A 21,523-nucleotide genomic window follows, 5' to 3' on the forward strand; every position below is an offset into this window, starting at 1 on the left:
GCTGATAACTAAACCAAAACGTTATTTAAACGAGAGCGAAGCAATCGTTTGTGTGTTAGTTAAAGGTATATTGGTAACTTAACACCAGTTGCCGGCCTTTTCCTGGCACCGCGCCATCCCAAACTCGCGGATCAAAAATGCTATAGTCTTTATCAAATAGGTTTTCACCTGTTAGTGACAGTGTGTGCTGTTCAAAACTACGCGCTAACTTTATGTTTACTAGCGTGTAACTCGGTTGATAATAGCGAAACTCATCACTGCGCTCAGCTTCAATTTTGTCACGCCACAAGGCGTTGATATGAAAATCGATAAAGTCAGTTGGATAACTCAACTGTAAATTAGCAAAACGCTTAAAGCTTTGATTAATTGGCTCGTCAAATAACTGCGTGTAATTAGCGGTTATTTGTAGCTTGTGATAGAGCTTTTTAGCGGATAATTCCACCCCAGACATATTCTCATTAACACTATTTTCAAAGGTAAAAAAACTGGTTCCGGCAGTTGGTACTAGATTAATAAAGTCTCTTAATTGATTGTTAAATAGCACAGCTTCAAGTGATGTGCTTTTGCCATTATAAAGCCACGCTAGCTCGGTTGTTTTAACGTATTCAGACGTTAAGTTAGGATTGCCTTTGGTAACACTGTCGCTTGAGTAAAGCTCATTATTAACCGGGGTTCTGAATGACTCGCCGTATTGAAGCTTAATAGTTTGATTATCAAATGCATGCCAAATCGCTGAAAAACGCGGTGATAATTTACTATCTAGATCTCTTATGTCATCGTATCGCGCACCAATAAAAAACAACCAGCTTGGATTTAACTGCCACTTTAATTGGCTATATGCGCCATAAAAATCATGCGAAGCACGTAGCGCTGCAAATTCAGGAATGTTCTCAATCCGTTGTAATCCGCCTAAATAAAACGCATCGTTTGGAATTATTAACTGACTATCAAAATCATAAAAGTTGGTGGTAACACCCGCTTGATATTGACTGGCATGGCGGTATTCAAAACCAGAGTTTAATTGCTTATCGCTTGATAGCTTGTAATTATGGGTAAACTTTAACTTACTCCACTGCGTTTGCCAGTTTGGCCCAGTGAGAAAGTCATTACTTACAATACCCGCTTCTGTTGGTAACACCATGCCAGAAGAATCAATTTGAAAATTAGCGTAGCTTGCCAGCACGTCAATTTCATGATGATCATTTTGCCATAATTGATGCTGCAAACTAATGCTGGCAGACTGACTGGTATGTACATTTTGTTTACTAAAACCACCGAGGTTTATAAACTCATCCAGTTGATTTTCAATAAAATGAAAACGCAATTCACTATTTTGGTAACCCAATTGGGCGTTTACAAATACATGCTTTAAAGGGTCGTTAACCGTTAATTGCTCCCCTACGTCGTATGATTGCCCATCACTATGTTGTAACGAGACATTCGCACTGAAACTCATTTGCTTCTGTGTATTTGCATAACTGCCACTGAGCGCTTTATAACCGTGGTCGCCAATCGCAACTTCAAACCTTTTATGTGCTTTTTTAGTAATAAAATTAACTACACCTAAAAACGCATTGCTGCCGTAAAGGGCCGAACCAGGACCTCGAATGATTTCAACTTTTTCAAGCACAGATGTCGCAATATAAGGAGTATAAACCGTGGCTTTACCAAACGATGTTTCGTTTAAACGCACGCCATCAAGTAAAATTAACAAATAGCCATTGTCTAACCTTACCCCTCTAGCATGCTCTTTTGGCACAGCACCTACCCAATCGCCGCGCGCCATTTGCATACCCGGTACGTAGTTCAATACGTCAAACGCATTGTTTACACCTAAGGCTATGAGCTGCTTTTCATCAAACACCGTAATGGTAGAGGGAACCGTTGCTTTTGTTTCCAGCGTATTACTGGCAATAGTGACTTCAATTTCACTCAGCTGATACAAATCGAGCGCGAAAAGATCGGAATTTGTTGCACTAAAGGCATGTTCAGACACACTTAGCATAAGCGCAAGCGGCAGCAGTTTTACACAACGAAAAGGCAATATTGGCATTATTATTAGTGTATGATACTTACAAAATGTATGTTTTAAGAATAGTAAAAAGTGCCGAAACAGCAAGTGGTTAAAGAAAAATATGAACGATACAATCAGTAAAAATCTGCCTAATATATCCTTGTTTCAGGCTGTGGTATGCCATGTAATGAAACAAACTCAAACGGCATTTCCCAATAAAATAGACATTTCATGCTCTACGTTAGCGCACATGTTAATTAATCAAGGTGGATTTAATTGCGATTCGCCGCTTGATTTAGCAATTGAAATTAGCGCCGCGATTGATTGGTTGGAAAAAGCCGGACTTATTTGGTTTGGCGGCCATGAGCTTAATGATTATTTTGACGTAACGTTATCAAAACATGCATTAGCAAAGTTACTGTCTGACATAAATGGCAGCAGCTTAGCATCGCAACTTGCGACAGCCACCACAAGCGAACAACAACTTGTTGTAGTAAAGCAACTCATTGCTTAACACTTAAATAAGGGTAACTTACCTAAATTAAAAATTAGTTACCCTGTTTACCCATCTCAAAAAAACTTCCCGCTAGTCAGGCCTTTTAATCACTTATTTACGTCGTGATTTTTATTAAATTACAGCAATCAAGCTTCCGTTTTTCGATGATTGCTTCTTAAATTAAGCCCTTCAATAAATCGCCTTACGATTCTCCAATATTCAATTTACTTACAGTAGAAATAGTTTTAATTGTAACAATATGACAACAAAAAAATTATTTTTAAATAATTTAAAGAGTGAATTTTAACTTATTTAATCAGCCACTTAGCATTCAACATCATTGCAAAAGCATACACAAACACAAACATAAACGCCCCCTTAGATTTGAAATATTAGTTAGAGTTCATTAGAATTTATTTTTATTGAACGATCAATTAATAAAGATATGCCTAAAGTTGGATACGAACCCATACGTCGTCAACAGCTGATTGACGCCACATTAAACTCAGTTGCCGAGCTCGGATTAAAAGCGACAACGATTAATACCATTAGCAAACGTGCCGGATTGTCCTCGGGCATTATCAGTCACTACTTTGGCAGTAAGAATGGGTTAATTGAAGCGACCGTGCGTTACTTACTAACCAGTTTAAAATCCAGCTTAATCTCAAAAATCGACGCAAGCGTAAGTCAGCAACAACGCCTTATGCTAATCGTCGAAGCAAATTTCTCAGTTGTACAAAAGCAGGCTCATGTCACCAAAACGTGGCTGAGTTTTTGGGCAGAATCAATGCATGACGAACAATTACACCGCTTGCAAGCGGTTAATGCAAAACGTCTGTACAGCAATTTACTTTATTCGTTCAAAGCGTTATTGCCTTATGAACAAGCATTACAAGCTGCAACTCTTAGCGCAGCGATGATCGACGGCCTTTGGTTACGTGCCGTATTAACCAAAGCTAACGAAGATGAATTTAGCAATGCCGAGTTGCTTGCTAAAAACTACGTTAACTCTCTTATTCCAGTGTGTCAGGATTAATTATGTCTCTTCCTAAATTGCTCAATTTTATTCATGGCGAACTACTTGAAAACAAATCAGGTCAGTCGTTTGATGTTATCAATCCCGCTACAAACGAGGTTATTTACCAAACTGAAATTGCCGACGAGTTTATTAAAGAGCAAGCCATTGAAAGTGCCAAGCAGGGTTTTGCAACTTGGTCAGCAATAAGCGCTGTTGAACGTAGCCGAATTTTATTAAAAGCGGTTGCCCTATTGCGTGAGCGCAACGTCGATTTGGCCAAAATTGAAGTCCTGGATACAGGCAAGCCAATTCAAGAAGCCGATTGTGTGGATATTGAAACGGGTGCCGATGTCATTGAGTATTTTGCAGGTCTTGCGCCAACACAACTTGGTTCACAGCAAACGGTTGGTAATGACTTCTTTTACACGCGAAAAGAACCATTAGGTATTTGCGCAGGTATTGGCGCATGGAACTATCCATTGCAAATTGCCTGTTGGAAATCGGGCCCAGCACTTGCGGCAGGTAACGTTTTAATTTTCAAACCATCTGAAGAAACACCTAGCGGTGCGGTTGAACTTGCCAAAATATTCATTGAAGCGGGCATGCCAGCAGGTGTATTCAACGTGGTACATGGCGCGGGCGATGTTGGTCAATGGTTAACAACACACTCAGACATAGAAAAAGTCTCGTTCACTGGCGAAGTGGGCACGGGCCAAAAAGTGATGCAAAGTGCGGCCAGTAACTTAAAAGAAGTGACCATGGAATTGGGCGGTAAATCGCCGCTAATCGTGTTCGATGATGCCGAAATCACAGAAGCGGTAAGCGCCGCAATGCTCGGTAACTTTTATACCCAAGGTGAAGTGTGTACCAACTGTACCCGCGTTTATGTTCAAAGAAATGTTTACGATGAGTTTATCGAAGAGTTAAAAAACCGTACCGAAAATAACATTGTAATGGGCGACCCACTCGATCCGAATGTAAATTTAGGCGCGCTAATTTCGAAAAAACACTTAGCCTTAGTTTTAAACTACATCGAGCTTGGTAAACAGCAAGGTGCCACGGTTTTAACCGGGGGTTATCAGGCAATGCCGAAATCTGCACCTAACGGTAACTTCGTTGCACCAACTATTTTTGTTGATTGCACTGACGACATGACCATAGTCAAAGAGGAAATTTTTGGCCCAGTAATGTGTGTATTGCCGTTTGACGATGAAGACGACGTAATTAAACGCGCTAATAACACAGACCTTGGTTTAGCTGCCGGTGTCTTTAGTCAAAACATTAAACGCGCTCACCGTGTGATTCATCAATTAAATGCCGGTATTTGTTGGATAAACAGCTATGGTAATTCACCTGCTGAAATGCCCGTTGGCGGATACAAGCGCTCAGGTATTGGCCGCGAAAACGGCGTTGAAACACTAAATAGCTACACCCAAACCAAATCAATTTATGTTGGCATGAGCCAAATTGAAAGCCCATTTTAGCGAGTAATTTTATGCAGTACGATTATATTATTGTCGGCGCAGGCTCAGCTGGGTGTGTGCTCGCCAACCGCTTATCTGAAAATCCCGATCATTCGGTACTTTTACTGGAAACCGGTGGTTCAGATAAGAGTATTTTTATTCAAATGCCAACGGCGTTATCAATTCCAATGAATGGCGATAAATACGCATGGCAATTTCATACAGAACAAGAGCCTTACCTTAATAATCGCAGTATGCACTGCCCACGCGGCAAGGTATTGGGCGGCTCTTCGTCAATTAATGGCATGGTGTACGTACGTGGTCATGCAAAAGATTTTGACGAATGGGCCGAACACGGCGCCGAAAACTGGGATTACCAAGCGTGTTTACCTTACTTTAAAAAAGCCGAAAGCTGGTATTTAGGTGAAGATAATTACCGCGGCGGCAATGGTGAACTTGGCGTTAATAACGGTAATGAAATGGCTAACCCTTTGTACCGTGCGTTTATTGAAGCGGGTAAACAAGCAGGTTATGACCATACTCACGACTACAACGGTGAAAACCAAGAAGGTTTTGGCCCGATGCATATGACCGTGAAAAACGGCATTCGCTGCTCGGCAAGTCGCGCTTATTTAGATCCAATAAAGCACCGCAAAAATTTAACCATAGTAACCAATGCACTGGTAACTAAAGTACGTTTGGAAGGCAAAAAAGCCACGGGTGTAAACTACACCATTAAAGGCAAAGCCCATCGTGCCATTGCTAATAAAGAGGTTATTTTAAGCGCGGGGCCGATTGGCTCACCCCATATTTTGCAGTTATCGGGTATTGGACCACGCGAAGTGCTTGAACAAGCCGGCGTAAACGTGCAGCACGAGTTACCGGGTGTCGGTCAAAACTTACAAGATCATCTAGAGTTTTATTTTCAGTACAAGTGTAAAAAGCCAATTACGTTAAATGGTAAATTGGGGCTGATTTCAAAAGGTTTAATTGGCGCAAAATGGTTGTTTGCAAAAAAAGGTCTCGGTGTTACTAACCACTTTGAATCCTGTGCGTTTATTCGTTCAAAAGCGGGCGTTGAATGGCCTGATATTCAGTATCACTTTTTGCCTGCGGCGATTCGTTACGATGGTAAATCGGCATTTGATGGCCATGGTTTTCAGGTACATGTGGGCCACAATAAACCGAAAAGTCGTGGTGCGGTAACGATTCACTCCTCTGATCCGAGTATTGCACCAAAGATTCAATTTAATTACTTACAGCACCCCGACGATATTGAAGGGTTCCGCGCTTGCGTGCGTTTAACTCGCGAAATTATCGCACAGCCTGCGTTCGATGATTACCGCGACGGTGAAATTCAACCTGGCGAACAAATTCAAACTGACGAAGAAATTGATGCCTTTGTGCGTGATGCCGTTGAAAGTGCTTATCACCCAAGTTGCTCATGCAAAATGGGTGAAGACGATATGGCGGTTGTTAACTCAAATACGCAAGTGCGCGGAATAAGTAATTTACGCGTCGTTGATTCGTCTATTTTCCCAACCATACCGAATGGCAATTTAAATGCGCCAACCATTATGGTTGCAGAAAAGGCAGCTGACATCATTTTGGCAAAGCCAGCGCTTAACTCAACTGATGCACCTGTTGGCATTAAGCCAGATTGGCAGCAACAACAGCGCTAAAAATTGATAATAGCGATGAAAGCATCACAACTTTGATCGTTATTTTCAGCAAATAGCAATTCGCTAATGATTAACTATGACAACAACAAATAGGAAAACTATGAACTATTTTTACTTATACTGGGAGGGTGACAATGACCTTATGGCTTAGTGCTGGCATTTTGTTCACCTTACTTTCAATCGCCTTTATTTTATATAAATGGGGCAATATGCAAGTAGTGGGTGTCACGCCTGTTAAAACATTTACCTTTATTGCAATTCTGTTTACATCTGGCCTCGACGTTGGCCTGATCATGTTCCCGCTAACCGAGTTTGCCGGTTATGCAGACATAAAAGCAAGCCCAGAATATGGCTTCACAAACCCACTCGCGATTGAGTTTGGTTTTTGGGGATTTTTAATTTGGGGTTTCTACTTTTTGACCTGTTTTTATTTCTGCGTAATTGAACCTAAGGTGAAATTTTTCGAAATTCCACTGGTAAAATTGGTTAACAACGTGGTGATTATCGGCACCTGTGCATTTACCGCCTTTTTGTTACTGAGTAACTTGCCTTGGTATCTACCCGCAGTGGGTGATGGCGAATCAATTGTGCCAACATTTTACTTAATTGTATTTGCAGCAATTTGTTTTGCTGCTTACTCAAGTACCAGTATTCGTTATGTACGCTTTTTAAGTATTACAACAACCTGGGTATTTATCGCGTTAATTGTTGCTATGTGGGCAGGCGCTTTTGTATTTGGCGACAGTGAAATGAGTGCCTACACAAATAACTTAGCACTGATTGGCGACTACTTTGCGAATATTCACCATTTTGTATTGCCGCTTAACGACTACCATGAATTCTATTTATTTTGGTGGTTCGCTTGGAGCATTATGATAGGTCAATTCACCTCTCGTTTTGTTGGTGGACTTAAAACCTACCAAGTACTCGCTGCGATGTTGATTTTCCCGTCAATTCCAATTGCTGCGTGGTTTGCCGTGCTGTATCACTACCATGATGCCGGTATTGCAACCGATGGCTTGGTGAATTTTGCAATGGTATTTGTCGGAATTGTGTTTGTGATCAATTCACTAGACTCACTGATCCGCTTATACACAGATAACCTTAACCTAACCGTCGCCCATTTAGGTAAGCGCAATTATCTGTTGCTAAATATTGTTGCACTTTCACTTTTAACACTATTATTTAAACTGAACTTTTTACAAATCCAATGGGTTGGTGCCATTGTTATTGCGATTTTCTTTGCTGGTTTTGGTTTTATTTTGGTTAATAAATTCAAAACAGTTAAGACTATTCAAAGTTCGCCAAAAGAAAACGCAATTGATTTTAATAAAATAGAGACAATAAGCTAATCATATGAAAAATTTAATTAAATTATCACTAATCCCGGTTGCAGTAATGACAAGCGTGGCGCATGCCGATTGGAGTACAACGGTAACTGGGGCATCTGACTACACCTTCAACGGTGTTAGCCAAACCATGAACGACCCTGCGCTACAGGTTAGTCTTGATAAATCATTTGAAAACGGCTTTTATGCAGGTAGTTGGGCATCAAATGTTGATTTTGGTGACGACACTAACATTGAGTGGGATTTTTACGCTGGCCACTATATCAGCCTTAACGACGCGTTAAGCCTTGATTATGGTATCGCATATTACACTTACCACGGCGCAAGCTATTCAGATGATGGTAACTACCCTGAAGCTTACGCAAAATTTGGCTATTCATCAGCCTTGGGTAGCACCGAGTTTAACTTCTGGTACAGCTGGGATTACTTTGGCACAGGCGCAGGCCATACCATTGCTATGCTAGCGCATTCTTATGAAATCGCGCCAAATCATACGCTACGTGCAAGTTTTGATGTGTCAAACTCACTTGATGGCGATAAGTGGTTATGGGATGGCAATAATTCATCATACCATCACTATCGTCTAGCTTATCAAACCAGCTTTAAAGGATTTAACCTAGAGCTTGCAGCTGAAAATACAAACCTTGATTGGGACACCGCTGATGAGCGCCTAGTGTTCTCCATTTCAAGAACATTTTCGCTGTAACCTGCGGTTAGGTACATAAAAGTAAAAAAGGCGCACATTGCGCCTTTTCTTTTACCTAAATAACCCGAGTCTGGGTTAAATAAGATTAATCTAGTTCTGCCAATCGGGTAATTAACGCATTGAGCGCAGCAACACTAAAACCACGATCATAAAAATACACCACTTCACCTTGGCGATTTAATAATACAATACGTGCATTATTTGGTTTTTCATTGCCGGTAAAAGCTTGAATACGCTCACCGTGCTCATAAATTGTAATTACCCCACCCCATAACTCTTTTGGAATGCCGCGGCGCATGCCCTCGTCTATTTGAGTACTAAACATGCGCGGAAACATCCCTGCAATAGTCGGTAATTCAAAAGCAACCACATCCACTTCTTTCATATCAAGTCCAATTAACCAGCGATCAATATCAAATTGCGAATCTTGTTTATAACCAATTAAATATACGCTCGGCTTGCCAGCAACATGCGCTGGTAAATTAACAGTTTGTTTTTCTAAACTCGTGCCAGTGACATTTGGAAACGGTTTACCTTCAATATCTTGGTTAGGATAATGCGTTGTGCATCCAGTAACTAACAGCAAAAGAATTAAAATAATGACCTGTCTCATAAGCTCCTCGCGCGTATCGCGTTTTTTAATTAAAAGTTTTTAGATTTAAGTAAGTTAGCTAAGGGAACTCGTTATTCGACTTCTTTAACCAAAGATTCGAGTTTGCTCATAAACACATCTTTTAATTTGCTGTGCTCATAATCAAGGTGATAAGTGTTGTGAAAGCCAAAACGTAGCAATACACCATTTCCTTTCAAGTAAATGGTGTAGCCATCAATATCAGAAAACGCGGTGATCCCTTGATAGAGTTTACCGTCTTCAAAGTCTTCGCCTTTTTGGTAGATAAGGTCGAATACTTTCAATAATAGTTTTGCGTCTAGCTCGTTTCTCATAATTATGCACTCCCTGATTTCTCAAATTGTTACTTAATTATAGTGAGTTACTGGACGTTTAGATCAGTTAGCGGAAAGTATCAAGGTAAAGAGCTTCAACTTTATCACGCGCCCATTGAGTGCGACGTAAAAATTTTAGCGATGATTTAATCGAAGGATCGTTTGAAAAACAGTTAATTTTAATCTCGCGGTAAAGGCCATCCCAACCATACTCTTCGACCAATTGTGTCACAATTTTCTCTAACGTTAAGCCATGTAATGGGTTATTTGGTTGGTTTTGCATTTTTGCTGCCTTAAATATTAAAAAAGCCCTAAACGGGCTTTTTTTAAAGAATGGTTGAACTCTTATAGTTTAACCAAATCACCTTTTAATGTCACACCGGCCATAACAAAACCTGCGCCACATTCAAATTCAGTGTCACTTACAAATTCGCGTTTTTTGTAGTACGAACTGATGTTCATTACGGCATTCATACCTTCTCTGCGCGCGCGCTCTTGTAATGATTTCAATGCGCTAAGCATTACCCATTGGCACGCTTCTTTATCGCTTTTGTTGAACGCATTGGTTTTTTTATTAGTTTGCACTTCACCGTAAGTTGACTTTACTTCGCCCGCTTTTTGCTTACCAAAAAATAGTTTAATGTTTGGATCAAGCGCTTGCTCAGCTTTTGCTGTGCTTAGTAGCTCTTCAACCGAGTAACGACCAATATCATCACGCGCGGTTGCAGTACTCGCAGCAAGTGCAAGCGAAACACCAAGAATTAATTTTTTCATTACTTCTCCCTAATTTTTTAATGAATAGAACTTCCATGCAAAGCCAAAACCAAGTGCAACGTTGTGATTATCACGCAACAGGGGACTTTGCTGATTTGCACTGTGTGAATAATTATAATAACGAAGAAAACCGCCGGCCCAAAGCCAATCGTTATCGTAAGTTAATCCTAAACTAAATACCGATGCAAGATAACCCGCATCAGCATCAAAAGACAAACGGTCAATTGTTTGAAATTGTTCAGCAACGTGATAAAAGTAGCTGTTGTATGCATGGCTGCCAAAACGGGTACTAAAACGTCCAGTAAAGTTTACCTGATGCTGACCATCTTGATAAATCTGCTGCCCCGCTTCTAGCATAACGCCATACACACTGCCGATATCGTCAATATCTCCGCCATCAAATGCGTACGCTTTTCGAATAAAAGGTGAAATATATAAATAGTCGTCTGAGGTAGGATTACCAAAACTAAAATATTGATAGCTTGGGCCTATTTCGCCCACCCAAGCCAGGTCGTCCATGCCTTCGCGGGCACGATTATCTTTACTTGATACGGCAATCGCACCACCTGCACTGACACTAATATAATGATTAGGTGCAACTTCATAAAATGACTCGAATTCGTTGCGCTCAACTTTATAGTGTTCTTTCTCAATGTGAATATACGGCAGGGGAACCACATAACTTTCGTTTTGTTCTGCGCCTAAATAATGCGGGAGCGATGAATAAAACGCGCCAATACCAAACGTGACTTCATCGGCAACACTATGTGTTGAGATAAACAGTAAGCTAAGTGCAATCCATCGCATCAACATGATTTACGACCAGCGTTTGAAGATTAACGAGGTATTGATCCCACCAAACGCAAAGTTGTTACTCATCACATAATCGGTGTTGATTTCACGCCCCTTTACACTTAAGTAATCGAGTGGCGCACATTCTGGGTCTACATTATCTAAGTTCGTCGTGCCACCAAACCAATTGTCTTGCATCATATGAATGCTCGCCCACGCTTCAATAGCACCGCACGCACCTAAGGTGTGTCCTAAATAACTCTTTAACGAACTAATCGGCACCTTACCTAACGCATTGAAAGTTGCATGAGATTCAGCAATGTCACCACGGTCAGTTGAAGTGCCGTGAGCATTCACGTAACCAATTTGAGATTTTTCTATACCCGCCTCGGCAATTGCTTGCTCAATCGCCACTTGCATGGTTTCGCTGGTTGGTTGGGTTACATGTTGCCCGTCTGAATTACAGCCAAAGCCAACAATTTCGGCAATAATATGTGCGCCACGCGCTTGTGCGTGTTCTAACTCTTCTAAAATAAAGGTACATGCACCTTCACCAATCACTAGGCCATCACGGTCTTTATCAAACGGGCGTGGGGTTTGTTTTGGCGTGTCATTTTTGCAGCTGGTTGCGTATAACGTATCGAATACTGCAGCTTCGGTTACACATAATTCTTCTGCGCCACCTGCCACCATTAGCTTTTGACGACCAAATTTAATCGCCTCAAAAGCATAGCCCAAACCTTGTGAGCCTGATGTACATGCCGAGCTTGTCGTAATTACACGGCCTTTTAAACCAAAAAATACGCCCACGTTAACTGGCGCGGTATGGGCCATCATTTGAATATAACTCGTTGCTGTCACACCCGTCATTTCGCCACTGTCCATCATGCGGCCAAATGGAATAAGCGGCGCAGTAGAGCCAATTGATGAACCGTACGCAATACCTGTATCGCCATTTGTTAACGATGGGTGCTCTAAAAGGCCAGCTTGTTCGAGGGCTAATTCTGTTGCGCGCGTTGCCATAAGTGATACCCGTCCCATTGAACGGATCTTTTTGCGTGAATAATGCTTAGGCTTTTCAAAATGCTTCACTGGCGCGCCCAAATTGGTATTTAAGCCATTAATAAATGTCCAATCTGGCATTGTCTCTACTGCATTTTCACCTGTTTTTAAGGCACTTTTAAACGTTTGCCAATCATCGCCTAGCGCAGTAATCGCAGACATTCCTGTTACAACAACGCGTTTCACTAAACTAACCCACCATTTACCGAAATAACCTGACGCGTAATATAGGCAGCGTCATCTGACATTAAAAATGCCACTGTACCCGCCACTTCTTTTGGCTCTGCCATACGGCGCATAGGTACCATTTTTAAAATTTCATCGACTGGTAAATCATCAACCATATCGGTTGCAACTAAACCCGGTGCGACGCAATTTACTGTAATTTTACGTTTTGCCACTTCCAGCGCCAGTGCCTTAGTTGCACCAATTAAACCTGCTTTTGCTGCGCTGTAGTTAACCTGCCCACGGTTACCAGCAATGCCCGATACCGACGCCATAGTGATAATGCGGCCGCCTTTACGAGTTTGGATCATCGGCATCACCAAAGGTTGCACTACGTTGTAGAAACCATCTAATCCTGTAGTTAATACTTCATCCCACTCTTCACCTGTCATTGCAGGAAAGGCAGTATCGCGTGTTACACCGGCATTGCAGACAACGCCATAATACGCTCCATGTGCTTCGACATCCGCAAGCAATGCTTGCTGCGTTTTTTGACGGTCACATACGTCAAATTGAACAAGGCTAACGTGCCGGCCAAGTGCTTCTATTTGTTCTTTTACTTGCATTGCCGCGTCAATGCCACTGCGGCAATGAAGCGTAATATCGAATCCGTCTTCGGCCAATCTTAATGCGATGGCCTTGCCAATTCCGCGACTTGAGCCAGTTACTAATACACGTTTTGTCATTGTTGTTCCTTTAAAAACTGCACAGGATCATCTGGTTGAAAGACATTGATTTTAGCTTCAGCAAGAACCGTATCTGCATGCAGAATTTGGCATTCAAATACACTTAACCCTGTTTCTTCTTGAAACAGTTTTTTAACCGAAACAGCTAACGTCTGCCCTAGCGTAAACTCAGGAGTAAATGTCTTATATTTACGCGAACCAATTAAAAATCCAATTTTAACCGCAGCATTGTCATCGAGTGCTAAAGCACCTGCGTATGCTGCGATAGATTGTGCCATATATTCAGTACCAATGTAACTTGCAACTGATTGAGTTTGTTCGTTAAAAAACGCTGATTGTGCAGAGATATCGACCTCGCAAACTGCAGAGTCTTGATCATAGCTCACCAAGCGCGTGAGCAAGATCATTGGGTCGGCGTGAGGTAGCACCGCTTCAATCGAATAATGTGTCATGAATTAACCTAAGTTTCGGATTAAGGGTGCAAAATAAACAACGCCCAAATAGGGCGTGAGCACTTAATCGAGTTTACTTGCGCTGGCACTTAAGTATTAGCACTGATGCCTAGCGTTACATTTTTAATTCGGTGTTTTTCCGTTGATGCGCTAATTACCAAAAACAAGTGACACATTATTGCCACCAAACGCAAACGAGTTGGATAAACAAAAGCGTATTTTACCAGAAGAATTCGATGCTGCGAGTCTAATTGACGAAAGTTTTTCATCCAGTTCCGCTACGGGGTAATTGGCAGGAATAATCTCGTCTTTATTGAAATCACTTAGTAGCAACCAACAGATCCCCGCTTCCAATGCCCCAGCCGCACCAAGCGTATGACCAGTAACACCTTTAGTTGAACTTACTAAACAATCAAAACCAAGAGTATGAATGGCATTCGCTTCCATTTCATCGTTTTTCGGTGTGCCGGTACCATGGGCATTTATGTAACCAATCTCTTTGGCATCGATGCCAGCGTCTTGCAAAGCTTTCGTCATACTTGCAATCGCACCACGGCCAGACGGTTCTGGCGCTGAAACATGATACGCATCCGAGCTCTCACCTGCACCACATAAACGCACAGCTGCAGGCTGTTTACTCATTACAAAAAGTGCCGCTGCCTCGCCAATATTAATACCATCACGCTCGCTGTGAAACGGTTTACAGTATTCAGCCGCGGTCGATTCAAGCGCTTTAAAACCATTTAAGGTCATTTTACATAAACTATCTACGCCGCCACAAAGCACCACATCTGCGATACCCGATTCAATTAAACCGCGCGCACTGACCAATGCTTTACCGCTTGAGCTACAGGCTGTTGAAATGGTGTAACAAGGGCCACTGGCGCCCGTAATATGCGCTAAATATTCGCTTGGTGCGTGTAATTCTTGCTGACGATAATTAAAATGCGCTGGGTAATCACCCGCATCTGTAAATTGCTGATAGGCGTTTTCACCTTCACTTATGGCACTTGTGCTGGTGCCTAAAACAATAGCAATACGTTGTTTTTCAAATTGTTTTGTAAGCGCTGTAAATGTGTGCTCAATTTGTTTGAACGCAGTTAACAGCAATTGATTATTGCGCGTATTAAAATGTGGCTCACAAATTTCTGGTAACGTTGCACTTACAGCACCGACAAAAAATTCAGTTCCGTCATTGCCCGGTTTATCAAATTTGGTCAGTAATTGCGGCTGTGATAGTTCACTGTTGGACAGTGCTGTCATCACACTTTGCTTACTGTCGCCTAGGCTACAAACAAGCCCTAAGTCATTTAAACCGATTGCCATATTAGTTTATCTCTTCGATAGTGATTGTGTAGTGACGACGCATGTGGGTAATTGTCGTAGTGGTGTCTGTGTAGCGAATGCGCATTACCTCGCCATTTAGGTCGCTAATAATGCGTGCGTCTTGCTGCTGTGTAATGGATGCTCCAAGTAGCCCTTTTTTTACATTTGTAAGCGGCCATGTTGCCAATTGCATATCGGCTAGCATATGGCTTGGGTACAAATTAATACCGGGTAGATGGTTTTCAACGTGATAATTACCGTCTTTGAACAGCGATAATGAGAATAAACTTATTCCTTGCGCTGTTAGCGCGACTAAATTGAGTTGCTGCTCGGAACGTTCGCTTTGTAACAACAAGGTATTTTGCTCATCACCCCGTGTTACTGTGATCAATTGCAGTGCAGACATTTTTGGCCAACTTTCAGGTACTGCTTGTAATTTATAGTGAATTTCGTGATCAAGCGACACCGTATCAATACGGTGTGCACTTGAACAACCTACTACCAATAAACACAGTATTAGTAAGGTTACTGATACTCTTTGCATAACTTCGCTAATACATCTAAACGACGCTCGCTATGTGCAACGTATGGATTACTTGTATCCCACGCGTAACCAGCAAGAATTGAGCATACCATTTGTCTGATTTGCGGATCTTGCTCTTTATGGAAGATAACGTCTTGGAAACGACCGTCATACCACGCGGTAACAAAGGTTTTAAAGCAATCAACACCTTGCTTAAGCGGCTCTGCATATTGTGTAGCAAGATCTACTTCTTTGCCATCGAGCAAATCATTTACTACAGGTGCAATTAAACACGCAGAGCGAAGTGCAATGGTTACACCACTTGAAAATACAGGATCTAGGAACTCACCAGCATTGCCTAACAGCGCAAAACGCTCGCCATGTAAACGTGTTACGTCCGCTGAATAGCCTTTAATTTGGCGTGCAGGTGCAATCGCTTTGGCATTTTTTAGTAGTTGAGATAAGTTGGGTACTTGATTGATATAATCAAACAAAATCTCTTGGTGTTCGCGCTCAGCTGCCACAACTTTTTCAGGCTCAATTACTACACCAATACTTGCGGTACCATCTGAAAATGGAATTAACCAATACCAAACATCTGGATGCTCTGGGTGAACCGTTATCAGAATTTTATTGCGATCAAAGTTAGCATCATCAATATTGTCTTCAACATGCGTGAAATACGAACTGCGCACAGGGAATTTTGACGGTTTTTCTAAATCGAGTAAACGCGGTAACACTCGACCAAAGCCGCTCGCATCTAATACAAATTTTGCCTCAACCGTATAGGTTTCACCACTTTCGTCGATCACTATTAAACGCATAAAATCAGCGTGTTCAGTCACTTCAATTACAGTATGACGATAACGAATTGTAACCCCTTGCTGCGCTGCACCATCGGCAAGTAATTTATCAAAGTCTGCACGTTTTACTTGAAACGTAGTACCTGGTCCTTCGGTAAATTTATCGGTAAAGTCGAAAAAGGTGTGTTCGCCTGATTTTTCAAATGCGGCACCATTTTTAAACTGAAAGCCAAGTGCATCCGCTTGTGAATTTAAACTATCAACTAAGCCAGCTTCAGCTAAATAGGTCATGCACTGAGGTAATAAGCTCTCGCCAATTGAAAAGCGTGGGAATGTTTCACGCTCAAGCACGACAACCTTTTTTCCTTGTTTATTTAATAAACTACTTGCAACTGCGCCTGAAGGACCTGCACCAATTACAACTACATCAACTTTTTCTACCTTCATTTCCTTTCCTTGACAATACACGGAGCCAATAGGTAAAGGCTCACTAACCCGATAACTAAGGTTAAACCAAAACTAAAAACAGCCGGTGTTTTACTCAATATTAATATGCCAAACACCAAACATGATGAACATAATGATAAACTTATTGCCTGCAAGTTACTTTGACACAAGCCTTTACTACGATAAAAAATTAGATAATCAATTGCCAGCGCTAAAATTAAAATTGTTGCGAGGTAATTAAATAAATTCACCGCACCTTGTATCCAACTCGAGAGTAACAATGCATACAGCGTCACTAAACCAATGATTAGCCCTGACAATAACGCCGTAACCAAGTCAAAACGTAGTGCCATAACGAGCATTGCAACCACCGCACTTAATGCCATAAGTCCCATTACTGTAGAGCGATAATGACCTAATGCATCTGAAATTTCTTGACGTTTATCAAGTAAATGCAAGAAATCTCCATGTTCGTTTAATAATTCATTCAGGGTATCACTCGTTAATGTGTCAACATTAAACCAAAGCACCGCATTGTGCGCATCTTCAAACACTAAATGAAGCGGTAACAGCTGCTTAAGTGGCGACTGTTTAAATTCGCTCACCGTTAATGGCGAATATTGCTCAACCCCCACATTAATACCAAGCGAATTACTCACCTCAGTATAGTGACCTGCCACTACTTTATTTTGTAGTAAGGTGTAGGTAGTTTGCTGCGCATTTAGTGACGGCAAGTAATTTGCCAAACTGTTTACTTCAACCTGATTGGCGTTTTTTTCCAACCATTTAACTACCGTCTCTTGTTTTTCAAGCGCCGACTGCATGGAGTCAGCAGTCAGTAAAAAGTGGTGCTTATTACTTTGGCCAAGTAAAGCGAGATTAAACATTTCATTATGTTTAAGTGTCTCACTTGTATTACTCAAAACAGCCACGTCATCTTGATGCACAATCGGTTTCACTAAAAAGCTAAGGGAGAACAATACAACTAATACTGCCAATAACTTCGCTTTTTCACGGTTTAATAGCATTAACACATTCGCCCAAGCAATACGCGGCTTTTTAAGTTTAAGATCAAGTGCATACTGACAAAAAAGAGAAAACACAAGCGCACCAAGCAGACCAAAAATCATAAACACTGCGACTTGTTGTAATAAGGCCATTGGTGAAAAGCTATAAAGTGCATATCCTGCGGCAGTTGTTACAAAGCCAAGAACCAAGCTCGTTGTAATAGTGTTTTTTTCCGCGCACAGCACATGGAATAAGTAGTCAATGGCGACGCCAATTAAGGTCACTGAAAACACTAAGCCAATCAATTCAATGTTATCGAATACTAATACCAGCGCGGCCATACCCCAAATGCAGGCGTTTAAAATTGTCACCAGCATCAGCCCAATAACAATTAAATTTCTAAAAAATACGAGTACAAGCAACACCACTGCAACCAAGCTAATGATGCCAAATGTCGAAATTTCATATTCTGCTTGTTGCGCATTTTCACTGCCATGAAAGGCAAAGCCTGAGAAATAAATCTGGCTGTTATATTCAGCCTCAAACTGGCTAATTAAATCGGTAATTTGTTGCGTTAATGCAATATTTTGCGAAAAGTCTGCGCCGTTTTCAGTTAGCATAAAACGCGCAAGATAAAAGGTTTTGTGCGGGTCATCCGCGGCAAAAACCTGTTGTTGCGCCCGTGACAACTGAACTTTAAACAAGCCATCTTGCTGCCCCATACTGCCCATATGCGACACACCATTTAGAAAACTTGCCAGCGCTAATGTTGGGTCACTCGATAGCGAGCTTGCACTTAAGGTACTGTCTGGCTTGGTTAATTCTGCCAAAGTGTAATTGAGTAATTCACTGGGCTCTGACAGTTGGCTAGGATAACTACTCGACATTAAACTGCCTGGATAACGGGAGTAAAACGCCACCACTTCGTCGAGCTTAATATCAGGTGGCGGGATGTACGTCAGCGCAGCATTTTGCTCTAGTCTTTGCTTAAACGCGAGTAACGCGTGTTTGTTGCCACTACTAAACACCAGCTGCCCGGATGAGCGCTGCTGTATAATTGCCTTCGCGTGAGTAATCGAAGGAGACGCACGTACATCAGATTGTGGCACCACCGCTAAAATATCACTGCTAAATTGTGTGTCGCCACTTGTAAATTGTTTTGCGATAATTGCACAAAACAACGCAGCAATCACAACAAAGGCAAGCGCGATGGAAATTCTTTGAGAATTCAACTTAATTAGCCGCGGCATAGGTTAAATTGATCTCAGTGGTATGCCCCGCTTGCTCGCTGAGCACAATTCGCGAGATGGTGCCTGTTCCACACAGTTTTACCGCACTAAACACTTGGTCAAGCGGCTCATTTGCCGACAAGTTTATGCAATTATCTGCCACCGATTGAAGCTGTAAATAGTCAGATAACTTAACTGGATCTTGCAATAACAAGGCTTGTAGCAGCGGAATATAAAGATCAGCATTCGTCATTTGGCTTTCATTTCCGCGATGATCTATGCTGTAAATGCCTTGTTCATTCATGCGGATTGTTGAAGCAATCGGTGTTTTTTGCTGCCACACAAAGCCGCTTTGATCGGCACTAAAGCTACCAGCGGAAACAATACTGTTTTTTAACACTTTAATTTTTTTGTGTTGCTCAAATTGTCCACTAACCTTGATCTGATTAACAAGCTTTAGCTCACTAAACGCATCAACAAGCGTGGTATTTGCGTTTGCAAAAAATGCCGCAACCGCAATACAAACTAACAATGCGCTACGCATCTAACACCTTTGATAGTTTTTCAATCAGTGCTGGCGGGCTCACATACTGCATTTCACCATCACTAATGCTCACCGCAACCTGAACCGAATAACCTTTTGTCAGCTTTTCGCCTGTTTCTTTACAGCTGATCACATAATCAATTTTGATGCGGTTTTCGTATTCTTTTAAATACGCCGTTACCACAATCACTTGGCGAAAACGCGCAGGTTTAATGTATTTACAACGCATATCGATGATCGGCCACATAAAGCCAGAGGCTGCCATTTCATCATAATCGTAATCAAACAAGCGCAACAGTTCACAACGCGCTACCTCAAAGTAACGGGCATAGTTACCGTGCCACACCACTTGCATTGGGTCGCAATCGTGAAACGGTACATCAATTTCAACCTGCGTAGTTAATAGCGCATCTCGACTATTCATATAACTTCCATTTCTGCTGTTGAATTGCATAAACTGTATCACGCAAAGTACGCTCAAGCGGGCGGTCTTCATCAAGGTTCGGGAAATAACCAGTAATGTCTTGGTACATTTCGGTTAATCCATTGGCAAGACTGTCGGCATCAACTTCGCCGCGCTCTTTACGAATGCGCAATGCTTGAATTGACGCTAACAAGGTACTTGCTAATACTTGCTCAGTTAACTGAATGACTCGCAGTGCATCACGCGCTGCGATGGTGCCCATGCTTACTTTGTCTTGGTTATGACATTCAGTAGAACGAGAAAATACACTTGCTGGCATCGTAAGTTTTAACGCCTCTGCAGTATATGCAGATGCGCCAATTTGCACCGCTTTAAAACCATGGTTAATGTACTGACGCTCTGGATCGCCATTTGATAAGTTACTTGGCAAGCCATTGTTAAACTTACTATCAACTAATGACGCAATTTGACGGTCGGCCAAATCAGCTAAGTTAGCAACCGCCGTTTTCAGCGTATCCATTGCCATTGCAATATGTCCACCGTAAAAATGACCACCGTGCAACACGTGTTCACCAATACCATCAATAATTGGGTTATCGTTTGCCGAGTTTAGCTCGTTTTCAATTAACTGACGTAACCAAGGTAAGGTATCTGCTAGAACGCCAATAATGTGCGGCGCACAGCGAATAGAATAACGGTCTTGTAAACGGTCGGCATTGCGCGGATGAGTGTGATAATTTAGGTCGTCACGGATCCAAGCAGCCACTTGTTGTTGCCCTGCATGAGGTTTTACCGAGAATAAAATATCATCGAAATGGTGTGAATTTCCCATTAAACCTAAACTCGCAAGTGACGTAAGGCGAGTCGCAAGTTTGACAAGGTATTCGGCGCGGTCATAAGCAAGGCATGCAAGTGCCGTCATCACCGCAGTACCATTCATAATCGCTAAGCCTTCTTTAGGTCTTAACGTAAGCGGCGTTAGATTGAGGGCTTTCATCACATCGCCACTATTTGCCACTTCACCATTAAAATACACATCGCGCTCGCCAACTAAGGCACCGGCAACGTATGAAAGTGGGGTTAAATCACCACTTGCGCCCACTGAGCCTTCTTGTGGAATAACAGGCACAACATCGTGGTTTAGGTATTCTTTTAACAGCGTCAGCATATCCCAGCTAACACCCGAGTAACCTTGTGCTAATGAATTTAATCGGGTCGCGAGTATTGCGCGGCCCTGCTCTTTTGAAAACACATCGCCTAAACCACAACCGTGAAAACGCGTTAGGTGCAGTGGTAATTCATTTACTAGCGATAGTGGTACTGCGCGCGTTACTGAATCGCCATACCCGGTTGTTACACCGTAAATTACGCCGTCTTCTGCGAGTAATTTATCTAAAAAGGCAACGCCTGCGTCAATGCGTTGAGTAAATCCGGTATCATTCGACAGCTTAGCCTGTGTGTGTCCTTTTGCTATCGCGACAATATCTTCAATTGAAAGCGGTCCTTGGCCGAATGTCAGTGGCCCTGTTTGCTGTTGATTAATCACTTCTTACTC

Annotated in this window: 22 protein-coding genes; 6 read left to right on the forward strand and 16 right to left on the reverse strand. The window is 41.9% G+C overall.

What is annotated here, in order from left to right:
- Window positions 1-55 precede the first annotated feature (55 nt).
- The gene (locus AN214_RS16610) at window positions 56-2,053 is read right to left on the reverse strand and encodes a TonB-dependent siderophore receptor (protein ID WP_054980749.1); all 1,998 of its coding nucleotides are present in this window, start codon (window positions 2,051-2,053) and stop codon (window positions 56-58) included.
- An 82-nt stretch (window positions 2,054-2,135) separates the two neighbouring features.
- Between AN214_RS16610 and AN214_RS16615 the strand changes: the two genes are divergently transcribed.
- The 6 genes from AN214_RS16615 (at window position 2,136) to AN214_RS16640 (ending at window position 8,728) form a co-directional block, all read left to right on the forward strand.
- Window positions 2,136-2,528 (forward strand): hypothetical protein, encoded by a 393-nt coding sequence (locus AN214_RS16615; RefSeq protein ID WP_152960792.1) that lies wholly within the window; start codon window positions 2,136-2,138, stop codon window positions 2,526-2,528.
- 427 nt (window positions 2,529-2,955) lie between these two features.
- Window positions 2,956-3,546 (forward strand): transcriptional regulator BetI, encoded by a 591-nt coding sequence (gene betI / locus AN214_RS16620; RefSeq protein WP_054980751.1) that lies wholly within the window; start codon window positions 2,956-2,958, stop codon window positions 3,544-3,546.
- A 2-nt stretch (window positions 3,547-3,548) separates the two neighbouring features.
- Window positions 3,549-5,012, forward strand: a complete 1,464-nt coding sequence (gene betB, locus AN214_RS16625; RefSeq protein ID WP_054980752.1) for a betaine-aldehyde dehydrogenase — start codon at window positions 3,549-3,551, stop codon at window positions 5,010-5,012.
- A gap of 11 nt (window positions 5,013-5,023) precedes the next feature.
- Window positions 5,024-6,673, forward strand: coding sequence for a choline dehydrogenase (gene betA, locus AN214_RS16630; protein ID WP_054980753.1), 1,650 nt, complete (start codon window positions 5,024-5,026; stop codon window positions 6,671-6,673).
- Window positions 6,674-6,807: 134 nt separating this feature from the next.
- Complete coding sequence (locus AN214_RS16635; protein ID WP_054980754.1) at window positions 6,808-8,025, forward strand: choline transporter; 1,218 nt, start codon at window positions 6,808-6,810, stop codon at window positions 8,023-8,025.
- Between the two features lie 4 nt (window positions 8,026-8,029).
- Window positions 8,030-8,728, forward strand: a complete 699-nt coding sequence (locus AN214_RS16640; RefSeq protein WP_054980755.1) for a TorF family putative porin — start codon at window positions 8,030-8,032, stop codon at window positions 8,726-8,728.
- 85 nt (window positions 8,729-8,813) lie between these two features.
- Here AN214_RS16640 and AN214_RS16645 read toward each other — a convergent pair whose 3' ends face one another.
- The 15 genes from AN214_RS16645 to hutH form a co-directional block, all read right to left on the reverse strand.
- Complete coding sequence (locus AN214_RS16645) at window positions 8,814-9,341, reverse strand: hypothetical protein (RefSeq protein ID WP_054980756.1); 528 nt, start codon at window positions 9,339-9,341, stop codon at window positions 8,814-8,816.
- 71 nt (window positions 9,342-9,412) lie between these two features.
- Window positions 9,413-9,673, reverse strand: coding sequence for a DUF3081 family protein (locus tag AN214_RS16650; protein WP_054980757.1), 261 nt, complete (start codon window positions 9,671-9,673; stop codon window positions 9,413-9,415).
- A 67-nt stretch (window positions 9,674-9,740) separates the two neighbouring features.
- Window positions 9,741-9,956 (reverse strand): VF530 family DNA-binding protein, encoded by a 216-nt coding sequence (locus tag AN214_RS16655; protein ID WP_010559403.1) that lies wholly within the window; start codon window positions 9,954-9,956, stop codon window positions 9,741-9,743.
- A 62-nt stretch (window positions 9,957-10,018) separates the two neighbouring features.
- Window positions 10,019-10,447 (reverse strand): hypothetical protein, encoded by a 429-nt coding sequence (locus AN214_RS16660; protein WP_010559404.1) that lies wholly within the window; start codon window positions 10,445-10,447, stop codon window positions 10,019-10,021.
- A gap of 9 nt (window positions 10,448-10,456) precedes the next feature.
- A complete protein-coding gene (locus AN214_RS16665; protein WP_054980758.1) occupies window positions 10,457-11,260 on the reverse strand; it encodes a MipA/OmpV family protein in 804 nt (267 codons plus the stop codon).
- 3 nt (window positions 11,261-11,263) lie between these two features.
- Window positions 11,264-12,487 (reverse strand): beta-ketoacyl-ACP synthase, encoded by a 1,224-nt coding sequence (locus AN214_RS16670; RefSeq protein WP_054980759.1) that lies wholly within the window; start codon window positions 12,485-12,487, stop codon window positions 11,264-11,266.
- On the reverse strand, window positions 12,487-13,212 hold the full coding sequence (gene fabG / locus AN214_RS16675; RefSeq protein WP_054980760.1) for a 3-oxoacyl-ACP reductase FabG: 726 nt from the start codon (window positions 13,210-13,212) through the stop codon (window positions 12,487-12,489). Before fabG ends, AN214_RS16670 begins: the two co-directional genes overlap by 1 nt.
- Window positions 13,209-13,664, reverse strand: a complete 456-nt coding sequence (locus tag AN214_RS16680) for a hotdog family protein (protein WP_010559408.1) — start codon at window positions 13,662-13,664, stop codon at window positions 13,209-13,211. Before AN214_RS16680 ends, fabG begins: the two co-directional genes overlap by 4 nt.
- A 150-nt stretch (window positions 13,665-13,814) precedes the next feature.
- Window positions 13,815-14,990, reverse strand: coding sequence for a beta-ketoacyl-ACP synthase (locus tag AN214_RS16685; RefSeq protein WP_054980761.1), 1,176 nt, complete (start codon window positions 14,988-14,990; stop codon window positions 13,815-13,817).
- 1 nt (window position 14,991) lies between these two features.
- Window positions 14,992-15,534 (reverse strand): DUF3261 domain-containing protein, encoded by a 543-nt coding sequence (locus AN214_RS16690; protein ID WP_054980762.1) that lies wholly within the window; start codon window positions 15,532-15,534, stop codon window positions 14,992-14,994.
- Complete coding sequence (locus tag AN214_RS16695; RefSeq protein WP_054980763.1) at window positions 15,516-16,763, reverse strand: NAD(P)/FAD-dependent oxidoreductase; 1,248 nt, start codon at window positions 16,761-16,763, stop codon at window positions 15,516-15,518. The genes AN214_RS16690 and AN214_RS16695 overlap by 19 nt, the downstream gene beginning before the upstream one ends.
- Window positions 16,760-19,003, reverse strand: coding sequence for an MMPL family transporter (locus AN214_RS16700; protein WP_161805695.1), 2,244 nt, complete (start codon window positions 19,001-19,003; stop codon window positions 16,760-16,762). The genes AN214_RS16695 and AN214_RS16700 overlap by 4 nt, the downstream gene beginning before the upstream one ends.
- A gap of 1 nt (window position 19,004) precedes the next feature.
- Complete coding sequence (locus AN214_RS16705; RefSeq protein WP_054980765.1) at window positions 19,005-19,544, reverse strand: outer membrane lipoprotein carrier protein LolA; 540 nt, start codon at window positions 19,542-19,544, stop codon at window positions 19,005-19,007.
- Window positions 19,537-19,968, reverse strand: coding sequence for a thioesterase family protein (locus AN214_RS16710; RefSeq protein WP_054980766.1), 432 nt, complete (start codon window positions 19,966-19,968; stop codon window positions 19,537-19,539). Before AN214_RS16710 ends, AN214_RS16705 begins: the two co-directional genes overlap by 8 nt.
- Window positions 19,961-21,514 (reverse strand): histidine ammonia-lyase, encoded by a 1,554-nt coding sequence (hutH, locus tag AN214_RS16715; RefSeq protein ID WP_054980767.1) that lies wholly within the window; start codon window positions 21,512-21,514, stop codon window positions 19,961-19,963. The genes AN214_RS16710 and hutH overlap by 8 nt, the downstream gene beginning before the upstream one ends.
- Window positions 21,515-21,523 lie beyond the last annotated feature (9 nt).

This window comes from Pseudoalteromonas sp. P1-9, assembly GCF_001399975.1.
In the GTDB taxonomy this organism is placed as follows: Bacteria; Pseudomonadota; Gammaproteobacteria; order Enterobacterales; family Alteromonadaceae; genus Pseudoalteromonas.

Coding starts and splice junctions, on each gene's coding strand:
- AN214_RS16610 (WP_054980749.1), bottom strand. CDS start 2,053: ATGCCAATATTGCCTTTTCGTTGTGTAAAACTGCTGCCGCTTGCGCTT.
- AN214_RS16615 (WP_152960792.1), top strand. CDS start 2,136: ATGAACGATACAATCAGTAAAAATCTGCCTAATATATCCTTGTTTCAG.
- betI (WP_054980751.1), top strand. CDS start 2,956: ATGCCTAAAGTTGGATACGAACCCATACGTCGTCAACAGCTGATTGAC.
- betB (WP_054980752.1), top strand. CDS start 3,549: ATGTCTCTTCCTAAATTGCTCAATTTTATTCATGGCGAACTACTTGAA.
- betA (WP_054980753.1), top strand. CDS start 5,024: ATGCAGTACGATTATATTATTGTCGGCGCAGGCTCAGCTGGGTGTGTG.
- AN214_RS16635 (WP_054980754.1), top strand. CDS start 6,808: ATGACCTTATGGCTTAGTGCTGGCATTTTGTTCACCTTACTTTCAATC.
- AN214_RS16640 (WP_054980755.1), top strand. CDS start 8,030: ATGAAAAATTTAATTAAATTATCACTAATCCCGGTTGCAGTAATGACA.
- AN214_RS16645 (WP_054980756.1), bottom strand. CDS start 9,341: ATGAGACAGGTCATTATTTTAATTCTTTTGCTGTTAGTTACTGGATGC.
- AN214_RS16650 (WP_054980757.1), bottom strand. CDS start 9,673: ATGAGAAACGAGCTAGACGCAAAACTATTATTGAAAGTATTCGACCTT.
- AN214_RS16655 (WP_010559403.1), bottom strand. CDS start 9,956: ATGCAAAACCAACCAAATAACCCATTACATGGCTTAACGTTAGAGAAA.
- AN214_RS16660 (WP_010559404.1), bottom strand. CDS start 10,447: ATGAAAAAATTAATTCTTGGTGTTTCGCTTGCACTTGCTGCGAGTACT.
- AN214_RS16665 (WP_054980758.1), bottom strand. CDS start 11,260: ATGTTGATGCGATGGATTGCACTTAGCTTACTGTTTATCTCAACACAT.
- fabG (WP_054980760.1), bottom strand. CDS start 13,212: ATGACAAAACGTGTATTAGTAACTGGCTCAAGTCGCGGAATTGGCAAG.
- AN214_RS16680 (WP_010559408.1), bottom strand. CDS start 13,664: ATGACACATTATTCGATTGAAGCGGTGCTACCTCACGCCGACCCAATG.
- AN214_RS16685 (WP_054980761.1), bottom strand. CDS start 14,990: ATGGCAATCGGTTTAAATGACTTAGGGCTTGTTTGTAGCCTAGGCGAC.
- AN214_RS16690 (WP_054980762.1), bottom strand. CDS start 15,534: ATGCAAAGAGTATCAGTAACCTTACTAATACTGTGTTTATTGGTAGTA.
- AN214_RS16695 (WP_054980763.1), bottom strand. CDS start 16,763: ATGAAGGTAGAAAAAGTTGATGTAGTTGTAATTGGTGCAGGTCCTTCA.
- AN214_RS16705 (WP_054980765.1), bottom strand. CDS start 19,544: ATGCGTAGCGCATTGTTAGTTTGTATTGCGGTTGCGGCATTTTTTGCA.
- AN214_RS16710 (WP_054980766.1), bottom strand. CDS start 19,968: ATGAATAGTCGAGATGCGCTATTAACTACGCAGGTTGAAATTGATGTA.